The organism is Pedobacter sp. ok626, assembly GCF_900100435.1.
GTDB lineage: Bacteria > Bacteroidota > Bacteroidia > Sphingobacteriales > Sphingobacteriaceae > Pedobacter.
The window spans coordinates 143,383-168,745 of record NZ_FNEX01000007.1 but is presented as its reverse complement, the minus strand read 5'-3'; the positions used below and the strand labels follow the sequence as shown (position 1 = coordinate 168,745).

At 38.7% G+C, this 25,363-nt stretch carries 25 protein-coding genes; 17 read left to right on the top strand and 8 right to left on the bottom strand.

Going from position 1 to position 25,363, the window contains the following annotated elements; all coding sequences use genetic code 11:
• Positions 1-121 precede the first annotated feature (121 nt).
• The 3 genes from BLS35_RS12070 to BLS35_RS12060 all read right to left on the bottom strand — a co-directional run bounded on the left by BLS35_RS12070 (position 122) and on the right by BLS35_RS12060 (position 3,629).
• Positions 122-1,135, bottom strand: a complete 1,014-nt coding sequence (locus tag BLS35_RS12070) for a LacI family DNA-binding transcriptional regulator (RefSeq protein WP_090781253.1) — start codon at positions 1,133-1,135, stop codon at positions 122-124.
• Between the two features lie 38 nt (positions 1,136-1,173).
• On the bottom strand, positions 1,174-2,406 hold the full coding sequence (fucP, locus tag BLS35_RS12065; RefSeq protein WP_090781251.1) for an L-fucose:H+ symporter permease: 1,233 nt from the start codon (positions 2,404-2,406) through the stop codon (positions 1,174-1,176).
• 443 nt (positions 2,407-2,849) lie between these two features.
• Positions 2,850-3,629, bottom strand: a complete 780-nt coding sequence (locus BLS35_RS12060) for a hypothetical protein (RefSeq protein WP_090781249.1) — start codon at positions 3,627-3,629, stop codon at positions 2,850-2,852.
• Positions 3,630-4,017: 388 nt separating this feature from the next.
• On the opposite strand from BLS35_RS12060, the gene BLS35_RS27785 reads away from it, so the two are divergent.
• The 3 genes from BLS35_RS27785 (at position 4,018) to BLS35_RS12040 (ending at position 5,333) form a co-directional block, all read left to right on the top strand.
• Positions 4,018-4,176 carry a hypothetical protein gene (locus tag BLS35_RS27785; RefSeq protein WP_165973301.1) on the top strand — a complete coding sequence of 53 codons (159 nt, stop codon included), beginning with the start codon at positions 4,018-4,020 and terminating at the stop codon, positions 4,174-4,176.
• A gap of 338 nt (positions 4,177-4,514) precedes the next feature.
• The gene (locus tag BLS35_RS12045) at positions 4,515-4,919 is read left to right on the top strand and encodes a DUF6896 domain-containing protein (protein WP_090781243.1); all 405 of its coding nucleotides are present in this window, start codon (positions 4,515-4,517) and stop codon (positions 4,917-4,919) included.
• Positions 4,920-5,033: 114 nt separating this feature from the next.
• Positions 5,034-5,333, top strand: coding sequence for a hypothetical protein (locus tag BLS35_RS12040; RefSeq protein WP_090781241.1), 300 nt, complete (start codon positions 5,034-5,036; stop codon positions 5,331-5,333).
• Positions 5,334-5,460: 127 nt separating this feature from the next.
• Here BLS35_RS12040 and BLS35_RS12035 read toward each other — a convergent pair whose 3' ends face one another.
• Positions 5,461-6,405, bottom strand: a complete 945-nt coding sequence (locus tag BLS35_RS12035; protein WP_090781239.1) for a YeiH family protein — start codon at positions 6,403-6,405, stop codon at positions 5,461-5,463.
• A gap of 74 nt (positions 6,406-6,479) precedes the next feature.
• Positions 6,480-7,376, bottom strand: a complete 897-nt coding sequence (locus BLS35_RS12030; protein ID WP_090781236.1) for a LysR family transcriptional regulator — start codon at positions 7,374-7,376, stop codon at positions 6,480-6,482.
• A gap of 96 nt (positions 7,377-7,472) precedes the next feature.
• On the opposite strand from BLS35_RS12030, the gene BLS35_RS12025 reads away from it, so the two are divergent.
• The 11 genes from BLS35_RS12025 to BLS35_RS11975 all read left to right on the top strand — a co-directional run bounded on the left by BLS35_RS12025 (position 7,473) and on the right by BLS35_RS11975 (position 19,340).
• Positions 7,473-7,976, top strand: coding sequence for an RNA polymerase sigma factor (locus BLS35_RS12025; RefSeq protein WP_207909105.1), 504 nt, complete (start codon positions 7,473-7,475; stop codon positions 7,974-7,976).
• Entirely contained in the window at positions 7,963-8,589 is a 627-nt protein-coding gene (locus tag BLS35_RS12020; RefSeq protein ID WP_090781234.1) for a hypothetical protein, read from the top strand. Before BLS35_RS12025 ends, BLS35_RS12020 begins: the two co-directional genes overlap by 14 nt.
• 119 nt (positions 8,590-8,708) lie before the next feature.
• Positions 8,709-9,008 (top strand): hypothetical protein, encoded by a 300-nt coding sequence (locus BLS35_RS12015; protein WP_090781232.1) that lies wholly within the window; start codon positions 8,709-8,711, stop codon positions 9,006-9,008.
• 154 nt (positions 9,009-9,162) lie between these two features.
• Positions 9,163-12,471 (top strand): preprotein translocase subunit SecA, encoded by a 3,309-nt coding sequence (gene secA / locus BLS35_RS12010; protein WP_090781230.1) that lies wholly within the window; start codon positions 9,163-9,165, stop codon positions 12,469-12,471.
• 66 nt (positions 12,472-12,537) lie between these two features.
• On the top strand, positions 12,538-12,993 hold the full coding sequence (locus BLS35_RS12005; RefSeq protein ID WP_165973300.1) for an SPOR domain-containing protein: 456 nt from the start codon (positions 12,538-12,540) through the stop codon (positions 12,991-12,993).
• A complete protein-coding gene (locus BLS35_RS12000; RefSeq protein ID WP_090781228.1) occupies positions 12,986-14,170 on the top strand; it encodes a M20 metallopeptidase family protein in 1,185 nt (394 codons plus the stop codon). Before BLS35_RS12005 ends, BLS35_RS12000 begins: the two co-directional genes overlap by 8 nt.
• A gap of 13 nt (positions 14,171-14,183) precedes the next feature.
• Positions 14,184-15,122, top strand: coding sequence for a hypothetical protein (locus BLS35_RS11995; RefSeq protein ID WP_090781226.1), 939 nt, complete (start codon positions 14,184-14,186; stop codon positions 15,120-15,122).
• Positions 15,123-15,166: 44 nt separating this feature from the next.
• Positions 15,167-15,841, top strand: coding sequence for an SGNH/GDSL hydrolase family protein (locus BLS35_RS11990; RefSeq protein ID WP_254778849.1), 675 nt, complete (start codon positions 15,167-15,169; stop codon positions 15,839-15,841).
• 73 nt (positions 15,842-15,914) lie between these two features.
• Positions 15,915-17,903, top strand: a complete 1,989-nt coding sequence (dnaG, locus tag BLS35_RS11985) for a DNA primase (RefSeq protein ID WP_090781222.1) — start codon at positions 15,915-15,917, stop codon at positions 17,901-17,903.
• A gap of 2 nt (positions 17,904-17,905) precedes the next feature.
• Positions 17,906-18,268, top strand: coding sequence for a YraN family protein (locus tag BLS35_RS11980; protein WP_090781220.1), 363 nt, complete (start codon positions 17,906-17,908; stop codon positions 18,266-18,268).
• Complete coding sequence (locus tag BLS35_RS11975) at positions 18,249-19,340, top strand: glutaminyl-peptide cyclotransferase (protein ID WP_090781218.1); 1,092 nt, start codon at positions 18,249-18,251, stop codon at positions 19,338-19,340. Before BLS35_RS11980 ends, BLS35_RS11975 begins: the two co-directional genes overlap by 20 nt.
• 48 nt (positions 19,341-19,388) lie before the next feature.
• On the opposite strand, the gene BLS35_RS11970 is transcribed toward BLS35_RS11975, so the two are convergent.
• Entirely contained in the window at positions 19,389-19,928 is a 540-nt protein-coding gene (locus BLS35_RS11970; protein ID WP_090781216.1) for a DUF4251 domain-containing protein, read from the bottom strand.
• Between the two features lie 174 nt (positions 19,929-20,102).
• Positions 20,103-21,749 carry a glucose-6-phosphate isomerase gene (gene pgi, locus BLS35_RS11965; protein WP_090781214.1) on the bottom strand — a complete coding sequence of 549 codons (1,647 nt, stop codon included), beginning with the start codon at positions 21,747-21,749 and terminating at the stop codon, positions 20,103-20,105.
• A gap of 163 nt (positions 21,750-21,912) precedes the next feature.
• Here pgi and BLS35_RS11960 point away from each other — a divergent pair, with 163 nt between their 5' ends.
• The 3 genes from BLS35_RS11960 to BLS35_RS11950 all read left to right on the top strand — a co-directional run bounded on the left by BLS35_RS11960 (position 21,913) and on the right by BLS35_RS11950 (position 24,487).
• Positions 21,913-22,416 (top strand): hypothetical protein, encoded by a 504-nt coding sequence (locus tag BLS35_RS11960; protein WP_090781212.1) that lies wholly within the window; start codon positions 21,913-21,915, stop codon positions 22,414-22,416.
• Between the two features lie 82 nt (positions 22,417-22,498).
• Positions 22,499-23,573 (top strand): peptide chain release factor 2 gene (gene prfB / locus BLS35_RS11955; RefSeq protein ID WP_132225984.1). Its coding sequence is split into 2 segments (ribosomal slippage): positions 22,499-22,558 and positions 22,560-23,573, totalling 1,074 coding nucleotides; the frame shifts between segments, so codons are not numbered across the junction.
• Between the two features lie 2 nt (positions 23,574-23,575).
• Positions 23,576-24,487 (top strand): alpha/beta hydrolase, encoded by a 912-nt coding sequence (locus BLS35_RS11950; protein WP_090781208.1) that lies wholly within the window; start codon positions 23,576-23,578, stop codon positions 24,485-24,487.
• Here the strand turns inward: BLS35_RS11950 and BLS35_RS11945 are convergent.
• Complete coding sequence (locus tag BLS35_RS11945; RefSeq protein ID WP_090781441.1) at positions 24,482-25,351, bottom strand: transglutaminase-like domain-containing protein; 870 nt, start codon at positions 25,349-25,351, stop codon at positions 24,482-24,484. The genes BLS35_RS11950 and BLS35_RS11945 overlap by 6 nt on opposite strands.
• Positions 25,352-25,363 lie beyond the last annotated feature (12 nt).

Here is a 25,363-nt window from a genome sequence, read left to right as displayed (position 1 = left end):
TTGTTTTTATGGTGTGAGCAGCGTTTATTGTTCAGCAAATATACCGCTTTAGCTAAATTATCACAGTTTAAGTTTAAATAATGAAAATAGAACTGGTAATGTCTTCCTTCGGCAGGATAATCTACTTGATTTTGATTGAAGAATTGCGAATAATCAGATTTGTAGGCAGAATGACTTTTTCTATTGGTTTATCTATAGACTCCATTTTTTGTAGTAAAATATCAATTAACTTAATGGATATGTCTTTTATAGGCTGCGAAACCGCGGTTATAGAAGGGTTATAGATTTTGAAAAACTCCTGATCGTCAAAAGCCACAATAGCTATATCCTCGGGGATTTTCATTTTAAGTTCATTTATTGCCTCAAGCCCTCTGAATGCCAGGTAATTGGTGGAGAAAAAAATGGCATCTAAATCCTTGTTCTTTTTTAGATAGGAACTTATGGTTTCAATGTTCTGCTCGGCAGAGTTATCAAATGGTATTTTTAATATTTTCGGTTTTTTCCCATTTTCCGCGATTGCTTCTTCGTAACCATCGAGTCTTTCCTGCATTTGGGTTAAATCCGATGTGGTGGTGATCAATCCGATGTTTACAAAACCAGCATCAAACAAGTGTTGGACTGCTTTTTTAGCGCCATTGAAGTTATCTACCACAACATAGTCTGTCTCTAACCCAGGAAAATACCGGTCAAAAAGAACTACCGGTATTTTCTGGTTAATTAGAGATTGAATTTCATCTTCGATTCCCTTTGGAGGTGTAATGATATAGCCATCTAAGTTCCTTTCTACAAAGAGTTTAATAAGTTCTTTGGTCTTCTCTGTGTTGTCGTCTGTGCTGCAATAAATTATCTTATATCCTCTTTTGTAAGCGTTTTCTTCTATGATTCTGGCTACCGCCGAAAAAAAAGCGTTAGAAATATCCTCTATGATCAAACCAATGATATTGGTCTTCCCGGTCCTCATGCCTCTCGCAAACTGGTTTTGCTTGTAACCGGTATCTTCAATGGTTTTAAGGATCCTTTCTTTAAGCTCTTTGCTGATCCGTTTTTCTTCTGCCCTGCCGTTAAGCACAAAGGAAACTGTAGTTATTGATGTATTGCATTGTTGTGCAATATCTTTAATTGAAAGTTTACCCATATTAGTTCTAAATGTGTTTTATGCGGACTTCCTATGTATTAGTGTTTTACTTTATAAAATTTGTAAGCGAATAGGAAGATCACGATATAACAAATGATCGGGGCATAATAAGCATGAGCGATACCAAATTGATCTGCAGCATAACCCATAACAAAAGGGAAGAATGCACCACCTACTACACCCATCGATAAAAATGATGCAGCCTGTTGCGTACGTGAACCCATATTTTTAAGGCCAAGACTGAATATGGTAGGGAACATGATGCTAAAGAAAAAGTTAATCATTAACAACGCAAAGAATGACACCATACCCAAGCTTTGTGCTACGATGATACACATGATGATATTACCTAGTGCAAATGTTGCCAACAATTTGTTTGGTGAGATAAAGCGCATTAAAAAGGTGCCCAAAATACGTCCCGTAAGCATCATACCCATGAAGACGCCCATAAAATAAGAGGCTTTTTCATCACTGAAACCCACTATTTCATGAACGTAATTGATGAAAAAGGCCCATGTACCTGCCTGAGCAGCTACGTTAAAAAACTGCGCTGCAACTGCCCAAACAAAATGTTTGTGGTCGAATAGTTTCTTATCGGGTGCAACATCCACGTTCACTGCGTCAGCGTCTGCTGCTGAAACTGCATGTGGATCTGTGGTTGGTGGTACTTTTACAAAAGAAAAAGATACTGCAACTGCGAGTATAACTAAGCCGATTACCGCATATAGAACTTTAACAGAAGTTAAGTCGGTGCTGCCTACAACATTATTACTCAATAAAAAATATCCACCAATTAGTGGGCCTATAATAGCTCCGACTGCATTAAACATTTGGGCAAAATTGATACGCAGATCGCTGGTGCGCTGATCGCCTAAAGAAGCAACAAAAGGGTGAGCGACTGTTTCCAGGGTAGATAATCCACAGCCAACTATAAATAAGGCAATGCCAAAAAAGGCAAACGAAGAGATATTGGCCGCAGGTATAAATAGAAAAGCACCTAAAGCAAAAAGTGAAAGACCTAACAGTACGCCTTTCTTGTAGCCAAAGCGTTTCATAAACAGACCAGCTGGGATTCCCATTACAGCATAAGCGCCAAAGACTGCAAACTGTACAAAGGCAGATTGTGTTTTTGAAAGACTCATGGTATGCTGAAAGTGTTTGTTCAGTACATCAGCCATGGTAATGGCGATACCCCAGAACATAAAAAGTGAGGTGACAAATACTAGGGTGACAAGGAATTTTTTGTCTGTAAAGGCAGCTTTTTGTTGCATGGTTTAAGGTTGAATTTGGTTAGAATATGGCTTAATTAATAGAGATAATTTATTCAAACATAGCTATACTAAAATGATTTAGCAAAAGAATTGAAATTTTATTTTGTAGCTGATAATGCAGGTTGTTTTTGAGGAAAAATGATTTTTTATGCTGGAGCTTGAAGGCTGTTTGCCCTAATGCTGAAATGGACAAGAGGTAAATTGGTCGTTTTTCTGTATAAAACGAAAATATATCGGGGATTAGGATTTTTGGAAAATAAATTAATTTTTAAAATATGTGTTTTTTATCTGTGAATAGATTAGATTCTTCATGAATAAAAATGAGAATTATGACAGAAGAAACTTTGAAAAGAATATTTGAAATTATGGGCGTAAGTAAATTAACCAAAGAACAGCGCGAATTGTATGTTCTAGCCGCTGCAATATGTAAACATCGAATTCTTCTATTTTGTGGTTTTTCCATTTCCTTCAACTATCAATTCACTTATAAATTCTGCCAACTTACCTATTTGAATAGCCTCTTCACTCATGACTTTATCATTAAAAGAATCCAAAAATCCATTAATATCATTCATCAATGGATTAACGATTTTTATTAATTTAGTTTTTTGAATTTTGCTTGTCTTTTCAATTAATTGTTGCCTTTCAATACCATCAGATAGAGCCCACTTTACCAATATGGGTTTTAGTATTCTCAATTTCTTAGGAATATTTCTAGCGAAAATTCTTACTTTATTGGAACTCGCATTGAAAATTTTGCTCCTGCTATCTAACAACGTTAAAAAAATAGATAGAAATTGCCCAATTGATCTTTGCTGACTAATCACTAACGATATTTTGTTTTGATAAAACACAATAGTTTCATCTTTGGAAAGCTTGAATTCGATCAAAATAGGTACAAATGCTCTCCAAAACTCCAAGAAAGACTCATTTAAAAATGGATTTTTATTCGAGACAAAAACCTTGTAGGGAAATAGATCTACTACAACCAACTTATTAATAGGAAGAATTTTATCAAAATTATTAATAGAAAATATAAAGGGAGAGTTTATAGATATAAATATCTCATATTGCGATTGAAATTCATTAATTCTGATTTTAAAATTCTTGTAATCCGCAATTTCGATTATTCTGATAGAAATTTCCTCTAAATTTGGATGGAAAAGGTTTTGAGATTTAAGAGTTCCTCCTAATTCTTTTGATATTTGTTTTAGGGTCCACATTTTTTATCATTTATGTGCAAATTAATATTATTATCTCTAACAGGCTTATTGTTTATATGGGGTATTTTAAGATTCAATTTAGGAAGCGGAAATTTCTCGTAGACTTTTTTCATTAAATTTTGCCTAATCACTTGGTCAGCTATAGCACCTTGACCATAGGGATATAGGCTTCTAAACTCATTTGTAATCATTTGATGATATGAAGCATTAATAGATGCAGTTAGTCCATCACTAAGCCCACCGATATATTTGGGCCCAACGTGATGAAGTTCTATTCAATTCATTTTTTCAGGGTATAACAGTTTCGCTTCATCGAGGAGATCAAAAATGGACAAAAACTTCAGTGAGTGGTTCTCATCTTCAAAAAGTACAAGAGGGATTAAATAGTATGAGAAAGCTTTTAAAAGGTAATTTCGGTACATTGCAGGATTCAGATAGAAAAATTGTAGAAGATTTAACCACAGGAAAGGGTGAAAAAGTTCTTGAGGCTAAGTCATTTACATTAGGAAAAAATTTGGTATGCGTTAAAACCAAGAGAATGGACTGATGAGAACGGCTTCAGATATCAAGTAGATTCAGATGGGAAAATAGTTAATTTTGCCTCAATTGGAGGAGCTGGAAGTTTCGAATTCATTGGGGGGTGTGGAGTATTCTCATTTTTGAAATACAATCCAGCGAAATTAAAAACTTTAGTATCTACTGAGAAAGGGGCGCAGTCTGCCGAAAAGGTCGCTGCAATTGTAGGAATAATGTGAGCTACGGGCATAACAGGATGAAAGCCGCTATTCAAAATAATCAGACTCTAAATGTTATTCAGCTAAATGTGAGTCACGCAATGCAAATGTTTAAAAGTAAGAATCAAGAAATACAAAAAGGATTATTTTAATGGAGAACTGTTTAAAAGAAATTTTGATTGATTATGTGGATTTTATAGAAGGGTATAAAAGTCTTTTAAGAAGTCAAAATAAAAGTGAGGCCGATTATATAAATATGAATAATGGGAAAATTGGTAACTATAATTTTTTTTACCATGGTGCAGGTTGTAGGCTTGAAAGTGACGGTATTGTTTGCGAATTTGATTTTTTACCTGAAAACGATTTTCCTATTAAATTTTCCTCCTGGAAAATGTATGAATTTATTAAAACTAATAAGAAATGGAACAAGCTAAATTTTAGTTTGGATGATGTTCATGCCGGCTTACTAAAATTAGTAAAAAAAGAAAAACTTGTTCTTTTAGAAAATGATGGCGTTAAGTCTCCTATATTTCAGGTTAAGGATATAAAAACCTAGAATAAATTTGAGTATTGATTTGGTGCAGTTCATAGTTCCGCCATCTTCTGGATAAAAGTGGAGGGAAAAAGCGATCAAAAACAAGCTTGTAAAGGCCAATAAATATTTGGATAAATGATAAAACTAGAAGTTGATTTTTTTGAAGATCTATATTTGAAAGCAAAGCTTTCCTTTGATAAATGTATTTCGAATCCGGATAATAATTATCTAAAAGATGAGATTGATGTTCAAATAGATGAAATTATTCTGATGGAGGATTTTATACGTGTGCAGTTTTTTCAACGTAAACTTGACAAGTTTGTAATAGAAGTGAAGCTTCAATTGATTTCGAAAGATAACCGTTTAATAGGAAGCTATTTTTATTATGAAGATGAAAAGAACACACCACTAGATGATAGTCTTATATTTAATTAACCTAGGTGCTAACCGTATGTTTTAAATATATGGGAAATCAATATTCGAGAATGACGGTGAATGAATGTCATTACATAATCGAATTAATGAATGAAAATACGCTTAATTTGGATGCTTTTGAGATTGGTTAACCCTTTGCTAATATCATAATAGCACAAAGGCTGGCAATCGATATCAATATCCATAAGGTAGTGCCCTGAACAAGCGGACTAATACCAACACTTTTAAAGGTTTTAAACGATAAGCCTGAACCGATGAGGAATAAGGTTAAGCTTAATCCTGCTTTAGCAAAAGCAACTAAATAAGGTCCCGCTTTGGTGATCAACGGCAGATAGGTGTTTGCGAGGATGGCTAAAATAAATAAACCAATAAAGTAGGGGATTTGCATTTTAGTCTTGTCGGTTTTAAAGACATAAGTTGCTGCAAGGGATACCGGGATGATCCACAACGCCCTTGCAAGTTTCACTGTAGTCGCTATTTGAAGCGCCTGTTCGCCATATTTACTTGCTGCACCTACAACAGAACTCGTGTCATGGATAGCAATGGCGCACCATAGACCAAATTGGGTTTGCGTAAGGTGAAGTAAATGGCCAATCAGGGGAAATAGGAATAGGGCAATGGAGTTGAGAATAAATACCGTTCCTAAGGCAACAGAAATTTGCTTCGGATTTGCTTTTATGACCGGAGAAAGTGCTGCAATTGCGCTTCCACCACAGATCGCAGTCCCGGCAGATATCAGAGAGGAAGTTTTGAAGTCTATTTTAAGCAATCTTCCGATGAGGTAGCCTATCGTTAATACACCAAATATAGAGGCAATGGTAAATAATATTCCCTCTTTACCGGCTTCGATAGTGCTAAAGATATTCATTCCGAAGCCCAGGCCAATAACAGAGATTTTTAATAAAATATGTGTTGCTTTTTGACTTGCAGCAGCATAAGGATGCTCCATTACTTGTGCCAGTATCAGTCCCATTAATAAAGCGATTGCCGGAGAGATAAATGGGAGCAATGAAAGTACTGCGGCGGCTATAAAGATGATTTTTTGACTTAGATGTTTTGTAGGGTATTCCATTCGTGTTGCAGATTTAATACTGCAAAAGTACCCCGGTATGTTGGGGTATTGTTATTCCGAATGTTTATCGGACATTACTTTAAGTTATAATGCAGCCTTGCAAACCGCATCATTTTCTCCGCAATAGGGTCTGATTTGCCCTTAAGGTGAATGAAATAGAAGTTTCTGGTTATACTGATGTCTTTAATCTCTATAATGCGTAACTCTTCACTTAATAGCTCTCTGTTGATTGCGTGTATTGATAAAAAGGCTACTGCTGTAGAGTGTAATAGGTATGCTTTGATGCTTTCTGTGTTGCCTAATTGAATCTCGACAGGTAAGTCGGATAAGTTTAGACCTTGCGTTTTTAATGCATGATCAATCACCTGACGTGTTCCAGATCCCTGTTCACGCACAATAAAATTGTAGGATGGAAGCTCTGAAGCCGCAATTTCTGTTGTTTTTGCAAGAGGGTGGTCTTTATGGCAAACCAATACAATCTCATCTTCGATAAAGTCGGAATAACTGATTTCCTGATTTTTCGACTGGCCTTCTACAATACCAAGTTCAATTTCTTTGTCGATTAATGCTTTTTCTATTTGTTCCGTATTGCCCGTAATCAGTTTTAATTCAATCTCAGCAAATTTCTTTTTAAAGCCAGCTAGAATTGGCGCAATAATATATTGAGATATGGTTGTACTTGCACCAAGGTGCAACAAGCCTTTATCTTTCTGTTGTAGCGCATTCATGTCAAAATCTATAGCCCTATAAATGGCAAAAATGGTTTCTGCATGTTTTAACAATAGATTTCCGGCAGGAGTAAGCTTAATGGTGTTTCCGTTACGGTCAAATAATTTGCTGTTATATTCCTGCTCTAGCTCATGAATATGCTTTGTAACAGCTGGCTGACTAATGAATAACTCTTCAGCAGCCTTAGTGAAGCTAAGTCTTTTGGCAACAGTATGAAAAACAGTTAAACGGAAATCTGACATACAATAATATTGGGTGATCTGGATGGGTAAATTAGTTATTTTTATCGAATGTGTAATTTTTATCTAGCCACTGCGACTTATTGTGCAAATTGAAATATGATGGAGCATGCATTTGTCGAAATGATCAACATACATCGTGGAATTATATACAAAGTCTGCAACTTATATGGCTTGGATCAGGAAGATAAAAATGATCTGTTCCAGGAGGTCGTGTTGCAGCTTTGGAAAGCTTTTCCTTCCTTCAGACAGGAATCGAAGCCGAGTACCTGGATGTACCGGATTGCATTGAATACGGCTATTACTAATTTCAGGAAAACAAGCCGGAGACCTGAAAGCAGGGGGATTTCAACGGATGAGTTTCAAATTCCTGATCTGGGCGCTTATCCTGAAGAAGATGAACAGATGTCGCTACTTAAACGGGCCATTGATTGCTTAACAGAGATAGAAAAGGCCATCATCTTGTTGCACCTGGAAGATAAGACCTATGATGAGATTAGCGATGTCATCGGGATAAGTAAAAGTAATGTAGGGGTGAGGATCACCCGGATTAAGATCAAATTGGAAAAAATTATTAAATCAGATCGTTATGAACTTAGATGAGTTGAAAACAGCATGGCTAGAATATGATAGCAGATTACAGGCTACAGAAGAAATTAACCAGAAGGTGATTGCAAGTATGATCAAGGAAAGATCTGTTTCCAGAATAGCCAGGATTAGAAAGCGTTATACTGAGATGATATGTCTTTTTATGTTTTACGCGGTCTGCCTTACATTTTGTTTCTTCGGGAATCCTTTCGATTATACCTCAAGGGCACAGTATCTGCCGCTTGCAGCTTTAGTCTTAAGCTGTATAGTGATGGTGATCTTTTTGTTCAAGGCGCGCATGGCGCTTAAAGAAATAAGTCTGGATAGGCAAAACCTACAGGAATCACTACTGCATATCATCGCTGTTTATGTAAAATACAGAAGGCTTTTGAGATATACAGTCATATTTATGTTTTGTTCTTCTATGCTGCTCTCTTTTGGGCGTATTATAATCTACATACCGAAATCGGGGATATCCGGTGCAATTATTTCCATACTCTGTTTGGCTGCGGTGATGGTTTTTTCCTATTATTACGCTGGGAAGAAACCAGAATGGCCTAATTTGGGAGAAGATGAGAAGGGTTTTCGGGCGGATCTTGAAGAGTTGAAGGAGTTAAATCCTCAGTAAATGATTGAATTTAGCGGGGGTGAAATGTAATTTCTGAGTCTTGAATTTCATTATTTAAAAGATTAAAATTAGATTTGAGGGCTGGAGCATTGCATCTTAACTAAATTATTGCCGCCAACATGAAACATATCGTTACTCTTTCGTTAGTCTTTTTTAGTCTGACCAACCTTGCAAAGGCTGATCGGATTGAAGGATTGCGCTTGGTAACAAAGTTTTGTAACAGTCAGCAGGTGGACAAAGATGCTGCATCTGTTAGGGTGAATTTACCTGATGACCAGAGACATCCTTTCTTTTTGTCTGCCAGTGAATTGACCTCAATAGGTTTGTTGCCTGAGAAAAAGATTGAAAAACAAAGGATCAATAATTACATTATAGTTGACCTGACCATAAAGGAACAGACTAAAAACAACAGTCCATAATCCCCTCCCTGTTAAATGAAATACGGGCTAACCGCCCCAAGTACAGGATATTTTGTACTTTTAGTACCCTACAACTGACATTGTGGCTCATTTGGCTACATGGCTTGGTTGTTGTAATTTGATCATTTTAAAAGAAATAAACACAAAACATAATATGTTAGGATTTTTAACCAAGGTTTTTGGAAGCAAATCAGAAAGAGATATAAAGGCCTTACAACCTCTTGTTGCAAAAACGAACGAGGAATACGCAAAGTTAGCTTCATTAAGCAACGATGAACTGCGTAATAAAACAGTATACTTTAAGGATGTTATTGCGAAAGCCTTAGCTGAAATTGATGGTAAAATCGCTGCTTTAAAAGTGGATGGTGAAAGTCAGGAATTGTCATTAACTGAAAAAACAGCTTTATACGATCAGATTGATGCCTTGATTAAAGATCGCGATAAAGAACTTGAGGTGGTTTTGCAACAAATCCTACCAGAAGCTTTTGCGGTAGTGAAAGAAACTTCTAGACGTCTTTCTGAAAACGAAACGTTGGAAGTGACCGCGACACAGTTTGATCGTGATTATGCTGCTCGTAAGAAAAACGTTGTAATTCAAGGCGATAAAGCACTTTGGTCAAACCGTTGGGAAGCTGCCGGTGTAGAAGTGGTTTGGAACATGGTGCATTATGATGTGCAGTTGATCGGTGGTATGGTGTTGCATAGTGGTAAAATTGCCGAGATGGCTACTGGTGAGGGTAAAACCTTAGTAAGTACATTGCCAGCATACCTGAATGCACTAGCCGGACAAGGTGTACACATCGTAACGGTGAATGATTACCTTGCTCGTCGTGACTCGGAATGGAATGGTCCATTATTTGAATTCCACGGTATCTCGGTAGATTGTATCGATAAGCATGAGCCAAACTCGCAAGAGCGTAGAAACGCTTATTTGGCTGACATTACATACGGTACCAACAACGAATTTGGTTTTGATTACCTGCGTGACAACATGTCGCAGACTCCAGACCAATTGGTACAACGCAAATTGCATTTTGCAATGGTGGATGAGGTCGATTCAGTATTGATTGATGATGCCCGTACACCTTTGATTATTTCTGGACCTGTTCCTTTTGGTGATCAGCATGAGTTTCATGAGTTGAAACCAAGGATTGAACGCCTGGTAAACGCACAGAAAGAATATGTAACCAGAGCTTTGAATGAAGCTAAGAAATTAATTAACGATGGTAAAGCCGGAACCGAAGAAGGTGAAGGTGGTTTAGCGCTATTACGTGCTCACCGTGGTTTGCCTAAAAATAAAGCCTTGATTAAGTTTTTGAGTGAGGGTAGTGTAAAACAAACCTTATTGAAAACAGAGAATCATTATATGGCTGATCAGTCTAAGAATATGCCTAAGGTAGATTCGGAACTGTTCTTCTACATTGATGAGAAAAACAACCAGGTTGAATTGACCGAAAAAGGTATTGAGCTGATCACTAAATCTGGTGAGGATGCACATTTCTTTGTATTGCCTGATGTAGGTACTGAGATTGCAGAGATCGAGAAATCATCATTAAGCAGCGAAGAGAAAATTGCGAAGAAAGATGCTTTAATGCGCGATTATTCAATCAAAGCGGAACGCATTCACTCTGTAAACCAGTTGTTGAAAGCTTATACTTTGTTCGAGATTGATGTAGAATACATCATCGATGAAGGAAAGATTAAAATTGTTGATGAGCAGACTGGCCGTATTATGGATGGTCGTCGTTATTCTGATGGTTTACACCAGGCAATTGAAGCTAAAGAGAATGTGAAAGTAGAAGATGCTTCGCAAACTTACGCTACTGTTACTTTACAGAACTTCTTTAGAATGTACCACAAGCTTTGCGGTATGACGGGTACTGCGACTACGGAAGCAGGCGAGTTCTGGTCTATCTATAAATTGGATGTGGTAGAAATTCCTACAAACAGAGTAATTTCAAGAAAAGATCATCAGGATTATGTGTACCGTACCGTACGCGAAAAATACAATGCAGTAGCAGAAGAAATTGTAAAACTAACGCAAGCAGGCCGTCCGGTATTGGTGGGTACAACTTCGGTAGAGATTTCGGAATTACTAAGCAGGATGTTGAAGCTTCGTGGAATTAAGCACAATGTGTTGAACGCGAAGATGCACCAGAAAGAGGCGGATATTGTTGCTGAAGCTGGTCAGGCTGGTCAGGTTACGATTGCAACCAACATGGCTGGTCGTGGTACGGATATTAAATTAGGCCCAGGCGTTAAGGAAGCTGGTGGTTTAGCGATTGTAGGTACTGAGCGTCATGAGTCTCGTCGTGTAGACAGACAGTTACGCGGTCGTGCCGGTCGTCAGGGTGATCCAGGTTCATCTCAATTCTTCGTATCTCTTGAAGATAACTTAATGAGGTTATTCGGATCTGAAAGGATTTCTAGCATCATGGTGAAAATGGGTATTGAAGATGGTGAAGTGATTCAGCATTCAATGATTACCAAATCTATTGAGCGTGCCCAGAAGAAAGTTGAAGAAAATAACTTTGGTATCCGTAAGCGTTTGCTGGAGTATGATGACGTAATGAACTCACAACGTACTGTGATCTATTCGAAACGTAGAAATGCCTTGTTTGGCGATCGTTTAGATGTAGACATGAGCAATATGGTGTTTGATGTTGCAGAAGATATCGTAACTGAATATAAAGAAGAAGGTAATTACGAAGGTTTTAAACTGGAAGTAATTAAAAACTTCTCTGCAGATACAAGTATTGATGAGGCAGAATTCACATCTAAAGGTATTCATCATTTAACAGATAAATTGTTTGAAGAGGTTACTGCTTTCTATGCAAGGAAATCAGATGCGATCATTAGTCAGGCGATGCCGGTATTGAACCAGGTGTTTGCAGAACGTGGTGAGCAGATTGAGCAAATCGTTGTTCCGTTTACAGATGGATTACGTAGCATACAAGTACCTGTTAGTCTTAAAAAGGCAATAGACAATGGAGGTCGTGAGATTACTAAGTCATTTGAGAAAACGATTGTACTGGCCTTGATCGATGAATCATGGAAAGAGCATTTACGTGAAATGGACGAATTGAAGCAGTCGGTGCAAAATGCGGTTTATGAGCAAAAAGATCCATTGATCATTTATAAAATGGAGGCCTTTAACTTGTTCAAAAACATGCTGAATGCTGTGAACAAAGAGGTGGTAAGTTTCTTATATAAAGGCGGGATCCCTGTACAGGCAGACCCAAATGATATCAGAGAAGCACAGGCACCAAGACCTGCACCAAGCAGATTGAAAATGTCTAAACCTGAGTTTGGACATTCAAGCAGCACTGCGGATGTAATGGATGATACTCGTGAACTGGCCCCTCAGCAACCGATTCGTAAAGAAGTTACTGTAGGTAGAAACGACCTTTGTCCTTGTGGTAGTGGTAAGAAATACAAAAACTGTCACGGTGCAGGATTGTAATTTGTATTAAACATATAGAATGCCGAGTTTTGTAAAGAATTCGGCATTCTTTTTTTATATCCTTTCATGAAGAAATTGTTAACTGGTTTATTGTGTTGTTTTTCTGCTGTGGCATTTGCCCAAACAAAGGGTGTGGTCTCGGTAATAAAAGACCCTATGATAGACAGTTTGATTGCCAAACGCATAGAATTGAGCTTAAAGTCTACAGCTACCAGTCCTTCGGGCGCGGTAACCGGTAGGCCGGGAACAACGATTGTTTCACAAATGGGATACCGGGTTCAAATATTTTATGGATCTGACAGGCGTGAGGTTTTTAACGAGCAGAGTAAATTCAACTCCAGCTATCCTGAGTTAAATACTTACATTACTTATAAACAACCAAATTATTATTTACGGGTTGGCGATTTCAGGACGCGGCTGGAAGCACAGCGCTTATTGAATGAGCTTAGACCAATGTTCCCTACTTTATTTATTTTCAGGGAAAAGATTAATGCACCTAATTTAAATTACAGCAATGATTAAAGATAAGATTCAGGCACTTTCCGGTAATATTTTTGAGCAGGTTGTTGGTTATCGCCAGCATTTACACGCCAATCCGGAGCTTTCTTTTAAGGAATTTCAGACTTCAGCATTTATTAAGGGTATTTTGACAGATTGGGGCATTCCTTTTACTGAAATGGCCAATACTGGTGTTGTTGGATTGATTACGGGCGAGCTTCCTTCTGATAAGGTTATCGCTTTGCGTGCGGATATGGACGCATTGCCGATATTGGAGGCTAATGATAAACCTTATACTTCTAAAAACCCAGGTGTAATGCACGCTTGTGGGCATGATGTACATAGCTCTTCTTTGCTGGGTACTGCTTATATTTTGAATAACCTTAAAGCAGAGTTTGGTGGTGTCGTAAAATTGATATTCCAACCTGCAGAAGAGATATTGCCTGGTGGGGCAAGCATTATGATTAAAGAAGGTGTATTAGAGAATCCTAAGCCTCAGCAGATCATTGGGCAGCATGTGATGCCTTTGATTGAGTCTGGTAAGGTTGGTTTCCGCTCCGGCATTTATATGGCCTCTACGGATGAATTGTACGTAACGGTTCGTGGTAAAGGTGGGCACGGTGCACAACCACATCAGAATATAGATCCTGTGTTGATCACTTCGCACATTATCGTGGCTTTACAGCAGATCGTGAGCAGAAATGCCGATCCGCGTTTGCCATCAGTACTCTCTTTTGGTAAGGTGATTGCCAATGGTGCAACGAATATCATTCCTAATGAGGTGAAATTGGAAGGTACCTTTAGAACACTGAATGAAGAATGGCGCAAAGAGGCTAAACGTTTGATGAAGAAAATGGCTGAAGGTATTGCCGAAAGTATGGGTGGAAGTTGTGAGTTTAACATCATGGATGGCTATCCTTATTTAATCAATGAAGAGCAGGTAACGGCAAATGCACGTGCTTGTGCAGAAGATTACTTAGGTAAGGAAAATGTACTTGATCTGGACATCTGGATGGCTGCGGAAGATTTTGCCTATTACTCGCAAATTACGGATGCTTGTTTCTACAGACTGGGCACCGGAAATAAAGCTAAGGATACTTACTATTCTGTGCATACGCCTAATTTTGACATTGACGAGGATGCTTTGAAGGTATCGACAGGTTTAATGGCTTATATGGCGGTAAAACAGTTGGGGAATTAGGTTTTCTGCCTCCATGAAGAAATCCCTTGTACTGATTCTATTTCTCACATCATTTGTTAATGTTTTTGGGCAGGAGATTCCCCGATTTAATCCGGATACGATTAAAACCATTCAACTGGATTCGGCTGTAAACATTACTTCAGAGCGCTTAAGCGTAGAAACTTTTATCAGGGCCGTCACCACTGATACGAGTTTCTATCAGGCTTTCCGCAATATGAAGAAGTACTCCTTTGTAGCAGAAAATAGTATTTATACCTATGACAAAAAGAATAAGGTAAGCGGACGCTTATACCGTAAGGTGAAACGGAACAATACCGCTCCCTGGTTGGAATATCTGGTAAAGCAAGACACTGGTAAGCTTTTTAAGAAAAACGGGAAATACAATCTTTATACGGTTGAGATGTTTGATTATATTTTTATGAATGCTTATCAGTCTTCTTATTCTTCAGAATCTGCTGTGGGAAAGTCTGACGGTGCCATTGCCGGATACAAGGATAAACTGAAAACGTTGATCTTTTCTCCCGGTCGACCGGTTAAGGGCTTGCCTTTTATTGGAAGCAAAACAGAGATCTTTACCGCCAACATGCGGCAGTATTACGATTATAGCTTTTTCAGTGGGACCTATCTGGATTCTATTTCTGTCTACCGGTTTAAGGTTACGGTAAAGCCTGATTTAAGTAATTGGACTAAGGATGGGCTGATGATTAAAGAGCTAACAACTATTTTTGACAAACGCAACTTTGAAATTTTAGGTCGTTATGTAGATATGAAATACAGCAATATGCTTTTTGATTTTAATGTACAAATGAATATTGAAATGGGTTATTTTGGGGAGGAGAAGTTGCCGGCTAAGGTCAGCTATCAGGGCAATTGGAATGTTCCGATGAAGAAGCCGGAAAAAGCAAGTGTGCTGGTATTGCAAAGAGAATATCGTCTTGGAAAAGGGAAGTAATTTTTTAACTTAGTCGTAGTTATTTAACCCCTAAACCATATATAATGAACCTAGTAATGAAATCTTCTTTTAAATTATTGTTGTTGCCAGCACTAATATTGGTGCTGCTTTTCTCTGCGATGAAAAGTAAGCCTAAAAAAGTTATTTTCTTTGGCGACTCGATTACCGCGGCTGGAATAAAGCCGGGCGGTTATGTTGATTTGATAAAAAAGGATTTAGACCCTGCTAAATATGAAATTATTGGTGCCGGTGTTGGCGGTAATAAAGTATATGATTTATACCTGAGAATGGAGGATGATGTACTGAATAAAAAGCCTGATTTGGTGGTGATTTACATTGGAGTGAATGATGTTTGGCACAAGCTGACTTCTAAAACTGGGACTGATTATGATAAGTTTGGTAAGTTTTATCAAGGTCTGATTAATAAAATCCAGGCTGGAGGTGCTAAAGTTGTGCTTTGCACGCCTGCTGTAATTGGCGAGAAAAAGAACGGCGCTAATCCAATGGATAAGGAATTGGATAAATATTCAGGCGCAGTTAGAGATTTGGCTGCAAAAAATAATCTTCCAATTGCGGATTTAAGAAAGCTGTTTACGGAGTACGATATGGCAAACAATCCTGAGGATCTGGAAAAAGGTATTTTGACTAGCGATGGCGTACATTTGAATGAAAAAGGAAACCGGACTTTGGCAGATACTTTGCTGCCTTTGGTTAAATAAAAATAGTACAGCGGCGGCTGAATGGGTAGCCGCTGCAAATGATAAATGGTAAATAGAAAAGAGATAAGCGCGAATGATTAACCAGGAAACCATAAGCAAAATAATGGACACCGCCCGTATTGAAGAGGTGGTGGGCGACTTTGTTGCGCTAAAAAAGCGGGGGACCAGTTTAATTGGAAATTGCCCTTTTCATAATGAAAAAACGCCCTCTTTTAACGTTTCAGTTACTAAAGGGATTTATAAGTGCTTTGGTTGCGGTAAAGGGGGAGACTCAGTCCATTTTATTATGGACCACGAGAAGTATTCTTATCCGGAGGCCCTAAAATACCTTGCACAGAAATACAATATTGAAGTAGAGGAGACCGTACAGTCGCCCCAAAATATTGAAGCGCAAAACGCAAGGGAAAGCTTATACATTGTTTCGGAGTATGCTGCTAATTATTTTTCTAATGAGTTATGGACCGGTAGCGATGGCCGGGCAATTGGCTTAAGCTATTTTAAAGAGCGTGGTTTTAGAGAAGATATTCTTAAGAAATTCCAGGTAGGTTATTCGCCCGATTCGTGGGATGCATTGATTAATAGTGCCGTCGGTGCAGGGCATAGAGAAGAATACCTGGAGAAAACTGGACTAGCCATCAGAAATGATAAAGGCAAGTTGTACGACCGCTTTAGAGGTCGCGTATTGTTCCCGATCCATAACTTTACCGGTAGGGTAATTGGTTTTGGTGGCCGTACCTTAAAAACAGATAAAAATGTTCCTAAGTACGTAAACTCGCCGGAGAGCGATATTTACCATAAATCTAATGTGCTGTATGGTTTGTACCATGCGAAGAAAGCCATTAGAGAGTTCGACAATTGCTATCTGGTAGAAGGTTATGCCGATGTACTTGCTGTCCACCAGGCAGGAATAGAGAACGTAGTGGCCTCATCAGGAACTTCCTTAACGACCGAGCAAATCCGATTGATTGGACGATTTACCCAAAATGTGACCATCCTTTATGATGGGGACGCTGCGGGAATCAAGGCTTCTTTGCGTGGATTGGATATGATCCTGGAAGAAGGCCTGAACGTTAAAGTCGTGCTTTTCCCGGACGGTCATGATCCAGACTCCTACATGCATCATGTAGGATCGGGAGAGTTTAAAAAGTACATAGAAGATAACCGTAGGGACTTTATTTTATATAAAGCTACAATCTTGCTGAAGGAGGCTGGCACCGATCCGATAAAAAGGGCTGGGATCATCAGAGATATTATTGAAAGTATTGCCAAGATTCCTGATGAGATTAAGGCTGCGGTTTTTATAAGAGAATGTAGTAGCTTGTTGCAGGTTGAGGAAAGGACATTACTTTCTGAACTCAATAAAATGCGCGTTGCTAAGTTTAAGAAAGCTTCGGGGAATTCTCCAAGTCCACAAACGCAATCTTTTCAACAACATCAAAGTAACGCTTATCAGCCCTATGAAGATGGACCGCCTGATAACTTGTTTGAAACCTCAGGACCTTATGAGGCGCCCGCTCCACCCGAACAAGCTAGTGTTGACGAGGTTCAGGAGAAGGAAATTGTCCGATTATTATTGGCTTTTGGACACGAGCTCGTTACCTGGGGGGGGATTGATAACATGTATATCGGATCGTTCATAATCCAGAATTTAACGGACGTAGTTTTTAAAGATAAACTTTGTGATCGTGTCATTGAGACCTATAGAGCTGAAATTGAGAATGGACATTTGCCTGTTGCCAGTCAATTTATACAGAGTAAGGATCGTGATATTGCTGAGTTGGCGATCAACCTTTCTACCTCTCCCTATGCCTTAAGTGAGAATTGGGAGCACAAACATGATATTTATGTGAAGGATGAAAGTGTAAATTTAAAATCGACTATTTTGGGCGGTTTATTTCATCTGAAAAAAGCAAAAATAGCTGGGATTCTTTCCGATATTGCCAACGAAATTAAAACGGAAGCAGATCCGGCGAACTTAGAAATATTAATGCATAAGTTTATGGCGATGAAAGTTGTGGAAAAGGAAATTTCTAAGCATTTAGGAATTACGATCTTGAAATAGGAATGGCAACTCACAATGATCTTGGCAAACGGGGCGAGGAAATCGCGGTAGCTTATCTGGAAAACTCTGGTTACCGGATTTTAAATACGAACTGGAAGTGTGCAAGAGCAGAAGTTGATGTGATTGCTGAGCAACAGGGGACTATAGTTTTTGTAGAAGTGAAAACACGGAGTTCTGTAGATTATGGGCATCCGGAGGAGTTTGTGGACTATAGAAAAGAAAAGCAGCTTGAGTTTGCTTCATCAGCCTATATAGAAATGAAGCAGCATGAGGGGGAGATTCGTTTTGACGTTATTGCAATTGTTTTTGAAAATAAAGACCTTTATAAAATTAATCATATTGAAGATGCATTCTGGCCAAGTTAAAAGTATATTTAGTAGAGCAATGTTGAGTTGCTTATCATTTAGTTTATTGTTCGCTGGTTCCTGTAAGGAAAAATCATCAGTTCCAGCTTTTTCTTTTAAGTTGCCTGAGCAGGGCCAGGCTTTTGGCCTTGGCGATCAGGTAAAGATTGAATTAGGTATTCCCGAAGGGACAAAGCTTAGTTCTGCTACCTATCTGTTAGATGGTAAAGAGGTAGGTGTAAAAAATAATGCAGAAGCTATTTCTGTAAGTACTGTGGGCCTTTCTTTGGGCTATAAGCTCATTACGGCAATTGTAGATGATGGAACAGCAAAAGACACCTTAACGATCAATATCGAGCTTAAATCAGGAGTTAAACCAGCACTTTACGGGTATCAGGTCCTGAATACCATGCCACATGATACCTCTGCGTATACACAGGGTTTAGAATATCACAATGGCAGGTTTTTGGAAAGTACAGGACAGGAGAAACATTCGACACTGCGTTGGGTGGATGTGAAATCTGGAAAAGTGTTGCAGCAGATTAAATTAGAAGATCAATATTTTGGCGAAGGATCGAGCCTGGTAGGTGATAAGGTGATTATGTTGACCTGGGAGAGCCACTTAGGATTGGTATTTGATGCAAAATCATTTAAGCAATTGTCTACATTTCCATATCAGTCAAGTAGAGAGGGCTGGGGTCTTTGTTTTGACGGGACTCAATTGATTAAGTCAGACGGAACGAATAAGCTGTGGTTCTTGAATAAAGATAATTATAAAGAGGAAAGATCTATAGACGTGTATGATAACATTGGTCCTGTAGATTCACTAAATGAATTGGAATACATTGATGGTAAGATTTATGCAAATGTGTATACCAAGAATATTATTGTCGTGATTGATCCTAAATCAGGTGTTATAGAGAAGCAGATCGATTTTTCAGGCTTGTTGCCAGTTGATTACTTTAAGACCGACAATGATCGCGCAAATAATGTATTAAACGGTATTGCCTGGGATAATGCAGGGAAGAGATTGTTTGTGACCGGAAAGAAATGGCCGAAGATGTTTGAAGTAAAGCTGGCAGCTAAAAAATAAGGTATAAAAAAACGGTCTTGCAGATCTGCAAGACCGTTTTTTTATACCTTATGATTTCTTTTTCTCTTTTTCCTTAGGCTCGCTAATGAAGCCATTAAAGGATATTGACTGTCTGTTATTGCTGTTCACGCTTAGCGTTGCATAGCCATTCTCAGACACGTTTAAGACCATAGATTGCGTGTCTTTAGTGTCCTTGAAGTTCAGGGTAATTAACCATGAGCCTTTTTTCTTTTTTTCGGCTTTATAGGTGAATTTTTTAGACTTGAATTTGATACCAGCATCATCAGGGTTCATAGTCGCAGTATATGCTCTTCCGTAATAAGGCAGATAAGATTCTACGCTATCCTTGGTCACAATAAGCTGATATTGTGATCCGGTAAGCTGGATCATTCCACCGCCAGCGCCACCCGGCATTCTGCTGAGCACTCTATTCACATCATTATTAGCCATCGGCATTGCAGACGTAGCATTGAATATATAATGCTGGTTGTTAATTACCTTAATGGTAGTCTCCTTGTCTGTTTGTGCATTTGCCTGCACTGCAATCAGCAATGTGGCGACTACTAGAATACTTCTAATTGCTTTCATTTTATGTTTTTTAATGATTTGTACAATATTATATCGCAGGTTAACTGCGTCCTTTCAACTATATGATGCCTGCACAAGCTATTTTCCATAAATTATGCAGGCTTTTATTCTTTATGTTGTATGAGATAATATATTTTAACAGAACAAAAAAATCATTAAAAAAGTTTGAGGCCCTTATCTCCAGCTTTTATACTGATTGATAAGGCCATTTGTAGATCCGTCATGAGAAGTAACTGCGGCATCACCATTCAGTTCTGGTAAGATGCTTTTTGCAAGTTGCTTGCCCAATTCTACACCCCATTGATCGAAACTGAATATGTTCCAGATGATACCTTGTACAAATATCTTGTGCTCATAGATGGCGATCAAGCTTCCCAGGCTATATGGAGTTACTTTTTTCAATAGGATGGAGTTGGTAGGTCTGTTTCCTTCGAATACTTTGAAAGGAGCAAGTTTTTCTATTTCCGCATCCGATTTACCATCTTTCTTTAGTTCTGCAACTACCTCTTCTTTGGTTTTGCCATTCATCAGCGCTTCCGTTTGTGCAAAGAAGTTTGAAAGCAGGATTGGGTGATGATTTCCTATTGGGTTTAAGCTTTGTGCAGGGGCAATAAAATCACATGGAATAATGCGTGTACCTTGATGAATAAGCTGATAGAACGCATGTTGTCCGTTGGTTCCAGGCTCTCCCCAAATAATTGGGCCGGTTTCATAAGTCACATCATTTCCGTTACGGTCTACATGTTTGCCATTGCTTTCCATATCTCCTTGTTGGAAATAAGCTGCAAAGCGATGCATATATTGATCGTAAGGTAAGATGGCCTGTGTTTCTGCATCAAAGAAGTTGATGTACCATACACCAATTAGTGCCAGTATTACTGGTATATTAATCTCGAACTCGGCGCTTTCAAAATGTTGATCAGCAGCATGAGCACCAGCAAGCAATTGTTTAAAGTTGTCGAAACCAATGCTTAAGGCAATAGGAAGACCAATGGCACTCCATAGAGAATACCTGCCACCTACCCAGTCCCAGAATTCGAACATGTTTTCGGTATCAATGCCAAATGCCGATACATCTTTTGCATTGGTAGATAATGCGGCAAAATGTTTGGCTATATCTTCGTTTTTCGCACCATTTTCAAGGAACCAGTCGCGCGCAGAATTGGCGTTGGTCATGGTTTCCTGTGTAGTGAAAGTTTTGGAGGCGATCAGGAACAATGTGGTTTCAGGATCAACATTTTTAAGTGTTTCTGCAATGTGCGTACCATCAATATTGGATACGAAATGCATATTGAGATGGTTTTTGTAAGCTTTTAATGCTTCGGTAACCATTACCGGACCTAAATCTGAACCTCCAATGCCGATGTTTACCACATCAGTAATGGCTTTTCCTGTATATCCTTTCCAGCTTCCTGAGATGATCTGTTGGCTGAACTTCTCCATTTTGTCAAGCACTTTGTATACTTCAGGTATTACGTTTTTGCCTTCTACCAAGATTTCGTCATTACTTTGGTCGCGCAAAGCGATATGAAGTACTTCTCTGCCTTCTGTCTGGTTGATCTTTTCGCCACTAAACATTGATTTAATGGCTTCATCTAGTTTACATTCTCTGGCCAGTTGGATGAGTAATGCAATCGTGGTGTCATCTATTCTATTTTTAGAATAATCTACCAGGATGTCTTCAAATAAAAGTGAGAATTTGTCAAATCTTGCTTCATCTTCTGTGAAAAGATCTTTAATACTTTTCTTGTTGATGTCAATGAAATGATCGGCAAGGTATTTATACGCAGCGGTTTCTGTGAAGTTTACTGTAGGAAGCATAATTTTAATGTTTTTGTAAATGTAATAGTTTATTTTATTTCATAAAGTCCTATCTACATTTAATAACGATAAAGTAAAACACAATAGGTAGCTGTTGTGTTTGCTATAAAGAACAGATTATTAGTATTATATTAGAATATAAAAACCTTAAAAAAGAACATCTATGTTAGAGAATTTAAATCAATTGGTTAAGGAAAATGTTCAGGATGCTATTGTGAACAATAGTGCAGTGCCGAACGAACAAAATGAAGCGGCCATCGCTGCCGCATCGGGCTCAATTATTGATGCTCTTAAACAGCAATTATCTTCTGGCAATATTGGTAATCTGGTCGATGCCTTTAAAGGAGGAAATGCTGAAGGAAGTACTGTTGCACAGGAAGCCGCATCGGGTTTTACGGATAAACTTGCAGGTATGGGTATTAACATGGAGACGGCTAAAAATATAGCGGCTTCGGTTATCCCTTCAATTATGGGTAAGTTGGTAAATAAGACGAATGATCCGAATGACAGCTCCTTTAATATTCAGGATGTTATAGCAAAGGTTTCCGGACCGGATGGAAAGTTTGATTTATCTGATGTGACAAGAATGTTTACGGAAAAGACTGATGTAAACGGAGATGGTAAGGATGATGGTTTGGTGGATAAATTAAAGGGACTTTTAAGCTAGCGTAACAGCATACATTTTATACGGAGGCTATATCAAAGCAATTTGATATAGCCTGTTTTATTTTATATGCTATATTTGTGATATGACAAAAGAACAAATTCAGGATTTAAGGGACAGGGTAACGTCGCTGAGGAGGTATCTTTGACGTTGAAAATCGACTAGAAGACATACGTATTGAACAGGAGCTCACTTTACAGCCGAATTTTTGGGATGATCCTAAGAAAGCCGAAAAGCATATAGCGGAAATTAACTCCAAAAAAGTATGGACTGATGCCTGGCAAAAGGCAAATGCCTTGCTGGAAGACACGCAGGTGCTTTTTGATTTCCTTCAAAGCGGAGATGCAACGGAGGAAGAGATGGACGAGCAATATCAGCTCTGTTTAAAAGCCATCGAGGATCTGGAACTCAAAAACATGCTGAAAAGTAAGGAGGATCAGTTGCCTGCTGTAATGCAAATTACTGCGGGTGCCGGTGGAACTGAAAGTTGCGACTGGGCCTATATGCTGATGCGTATGTATATGATGTGGGGGGAAAAAAATGGTTATAAAATCACCGAACAGGATTCTCAGGAGGGTGAGGTTGCCGGTATTAAATCGGTAACATTACAGTTCTCTGGCGAATTTGCGTATGGCTATTTAAAGGGGGAGAATGGCGTCCATCGTTTGGTAAGAATTTCTCCTTTTGACTCGAATGCCCGCAGACATACCTCTTTTGCCTCGGTGTATGTTTATCCTTTGGTGGATGATACAATTGAGATTGAAGTGAAAGACTCAGAAATTGAGTTTGAGACTTTCCGTTCTGGTGGAGCGGGTGGACAAAATGTAAATAAAGTAGAGACTGCTGTGCGGTTGCATCACAAACCTTCGGGCATTATTATCAAAAACCAGGAGTCGAGGTCTCAACTACAAAATAAGGAGAATGCAATTCGTTTATTGAAATCTCAGTTGTATGAAGCGGAAATGCGGAAGCGAATGGAAGCAACGGCATTAATTGAGGGCAATAAAAAGAAAATAGAGTGGGGCTCACAAATTAGGAGTTATGTGCTGGATGATAGAAGGGTAAAGGACCACCGAACAAATTTCCAGTCTTCAAATCCTCAAGCTGTGCTGGACGGGGAGTTGAATGATTTTTTGAAAGCATACTTAATGGAGTTTTAAAAATGAAGTATTTAAGCGGATTATTCATGACGTTAATGTTATCTGTAAATGGGCTGTTGGCTCAGGAGGTATTGCCACTTTATTCAGGGAATATTCCCGGGGCGAAGCCAACGCCTGCGGATTATCAAGAGGTAACCGTAGATCGCGGGGAAAGAGGGGCTGGCATCACAAAGGTGTCGGTGCCGACGCTTACAGTATTCCAACCTGCAAAAAATAAGGCGAACGGAACAGCTGTGATCGTTTGCCCTGGTGGTGGTTATTCTGGATTGGCTATGGGGCATGAGGGCTACCAGGTTGGTGAGAAGTTCGCGTCAATAGGAGTAACCGCTTTTGTGCTGAAATATCGTTTGCCTAGTGATGCAATTATGGAGGATAGGTCTATGGGGCCGCTTCAGGATGTGGAAAAGGCTATGTATCTGGTGAGAAAGGATGCTGCGAAATGGAATGTTGATCCGTCGAAAATAGGTATAATGGGTTTTTCGGCAGGCGGACATCTTGCATCAAGTTTAACTGTACACTATAGGGACGTTAAAATTGAAAATAAGGAGGGCATTAGTCTTCGTCCTGATTTTTCAATTTTAATGTATCCGGTAATTTCATTTACCGAATCTGCACATGCAGGCTCTGCGAAGAATTTGGTGGGGACTGATGAAGCGCTGAAATTATATTTTTCTAATGAAAAGCATGTCGATGCAGAAACTCCACCGACATTTATGGTTCATGCCAATGATGACCGTACGGTGCCTGTAGAAAATAGCATACTATTTAACCAGGCGCTGGTAAAAGCAAACGCGAAAGCTGAATTGCATATTTATCAGGCCGGTGGACATGGTTTTGGGCTGAAAAATAAAACCACTAAAGAAGAATGGTTTAATAGCCTGGAGAACTGGATGAAGGCCAATAAGTTTTTATAGGTTATCACTATTTAGGATTTCCTGTAGTTGTTTCAACTCTTCAACTTTTTCTGTTGATCCCAGGTTTTCATACGCTGAAATAAGATTGCGGATGATCCTTCTAATGATTTCGACATTGCTGCATGGTGCATAGAAGCCCGGTAGAGGTTCAAGATTTAGCTGACGAAGAAACTGATCTACATCGTGCTTGCCAAAAATAGCCCCTTTGTTAAAAGCATTGATGTAAAATAGCACGCCAAATTCTTGCTCATCACGTTTGCTCTCGTCAATATATCCAAGGATAAAATGTTGAGGCAGGTTGACTCCATATACAGGAATGTCCAGTTTCTGGGCAAGGGTGGAATAGATAATGGCTAGAGATATCTGGTTTCCTTTTTTGCTTTCCAACACCTGACTGATGTAGGAATTTTGAGGATCGTGATGGTTCTTCGTATTTCCACTAAAGCCGTATACGTTGTAAAATACGTGGTTAATGAGCTTTATTTTCTCAATTGAACTCATTTCGTATTGTAAGCCCAACCAGATTTCTCTTTTGATGTCTTCGATCTGAATGATGATCTTTTGTTCGTCGAGATCGGGATACTGATAACGGTTAATGGCAAGAGCGCCCTGTAAAAGATCAAATGCTCCACTTTGGTACCATAAATTAAGGTCTTCTTTTACACTGTTGAATTGTATCTTATGTACTATATTTTCAATGCGCTCCTGAAGCAAAGTATCCAGGGAGTGCTCCCATTGGTTTTCTAAATAATCAATTACTTGCGTTCCATATTCGATCAGGCGTTTTTCGACATGCGCGAACACCTCCTGATCAGGGTCGTCGAGCAGTTTTATTAATGCATTTATTTCTTTACTATTTTCCATTACAACATGCAA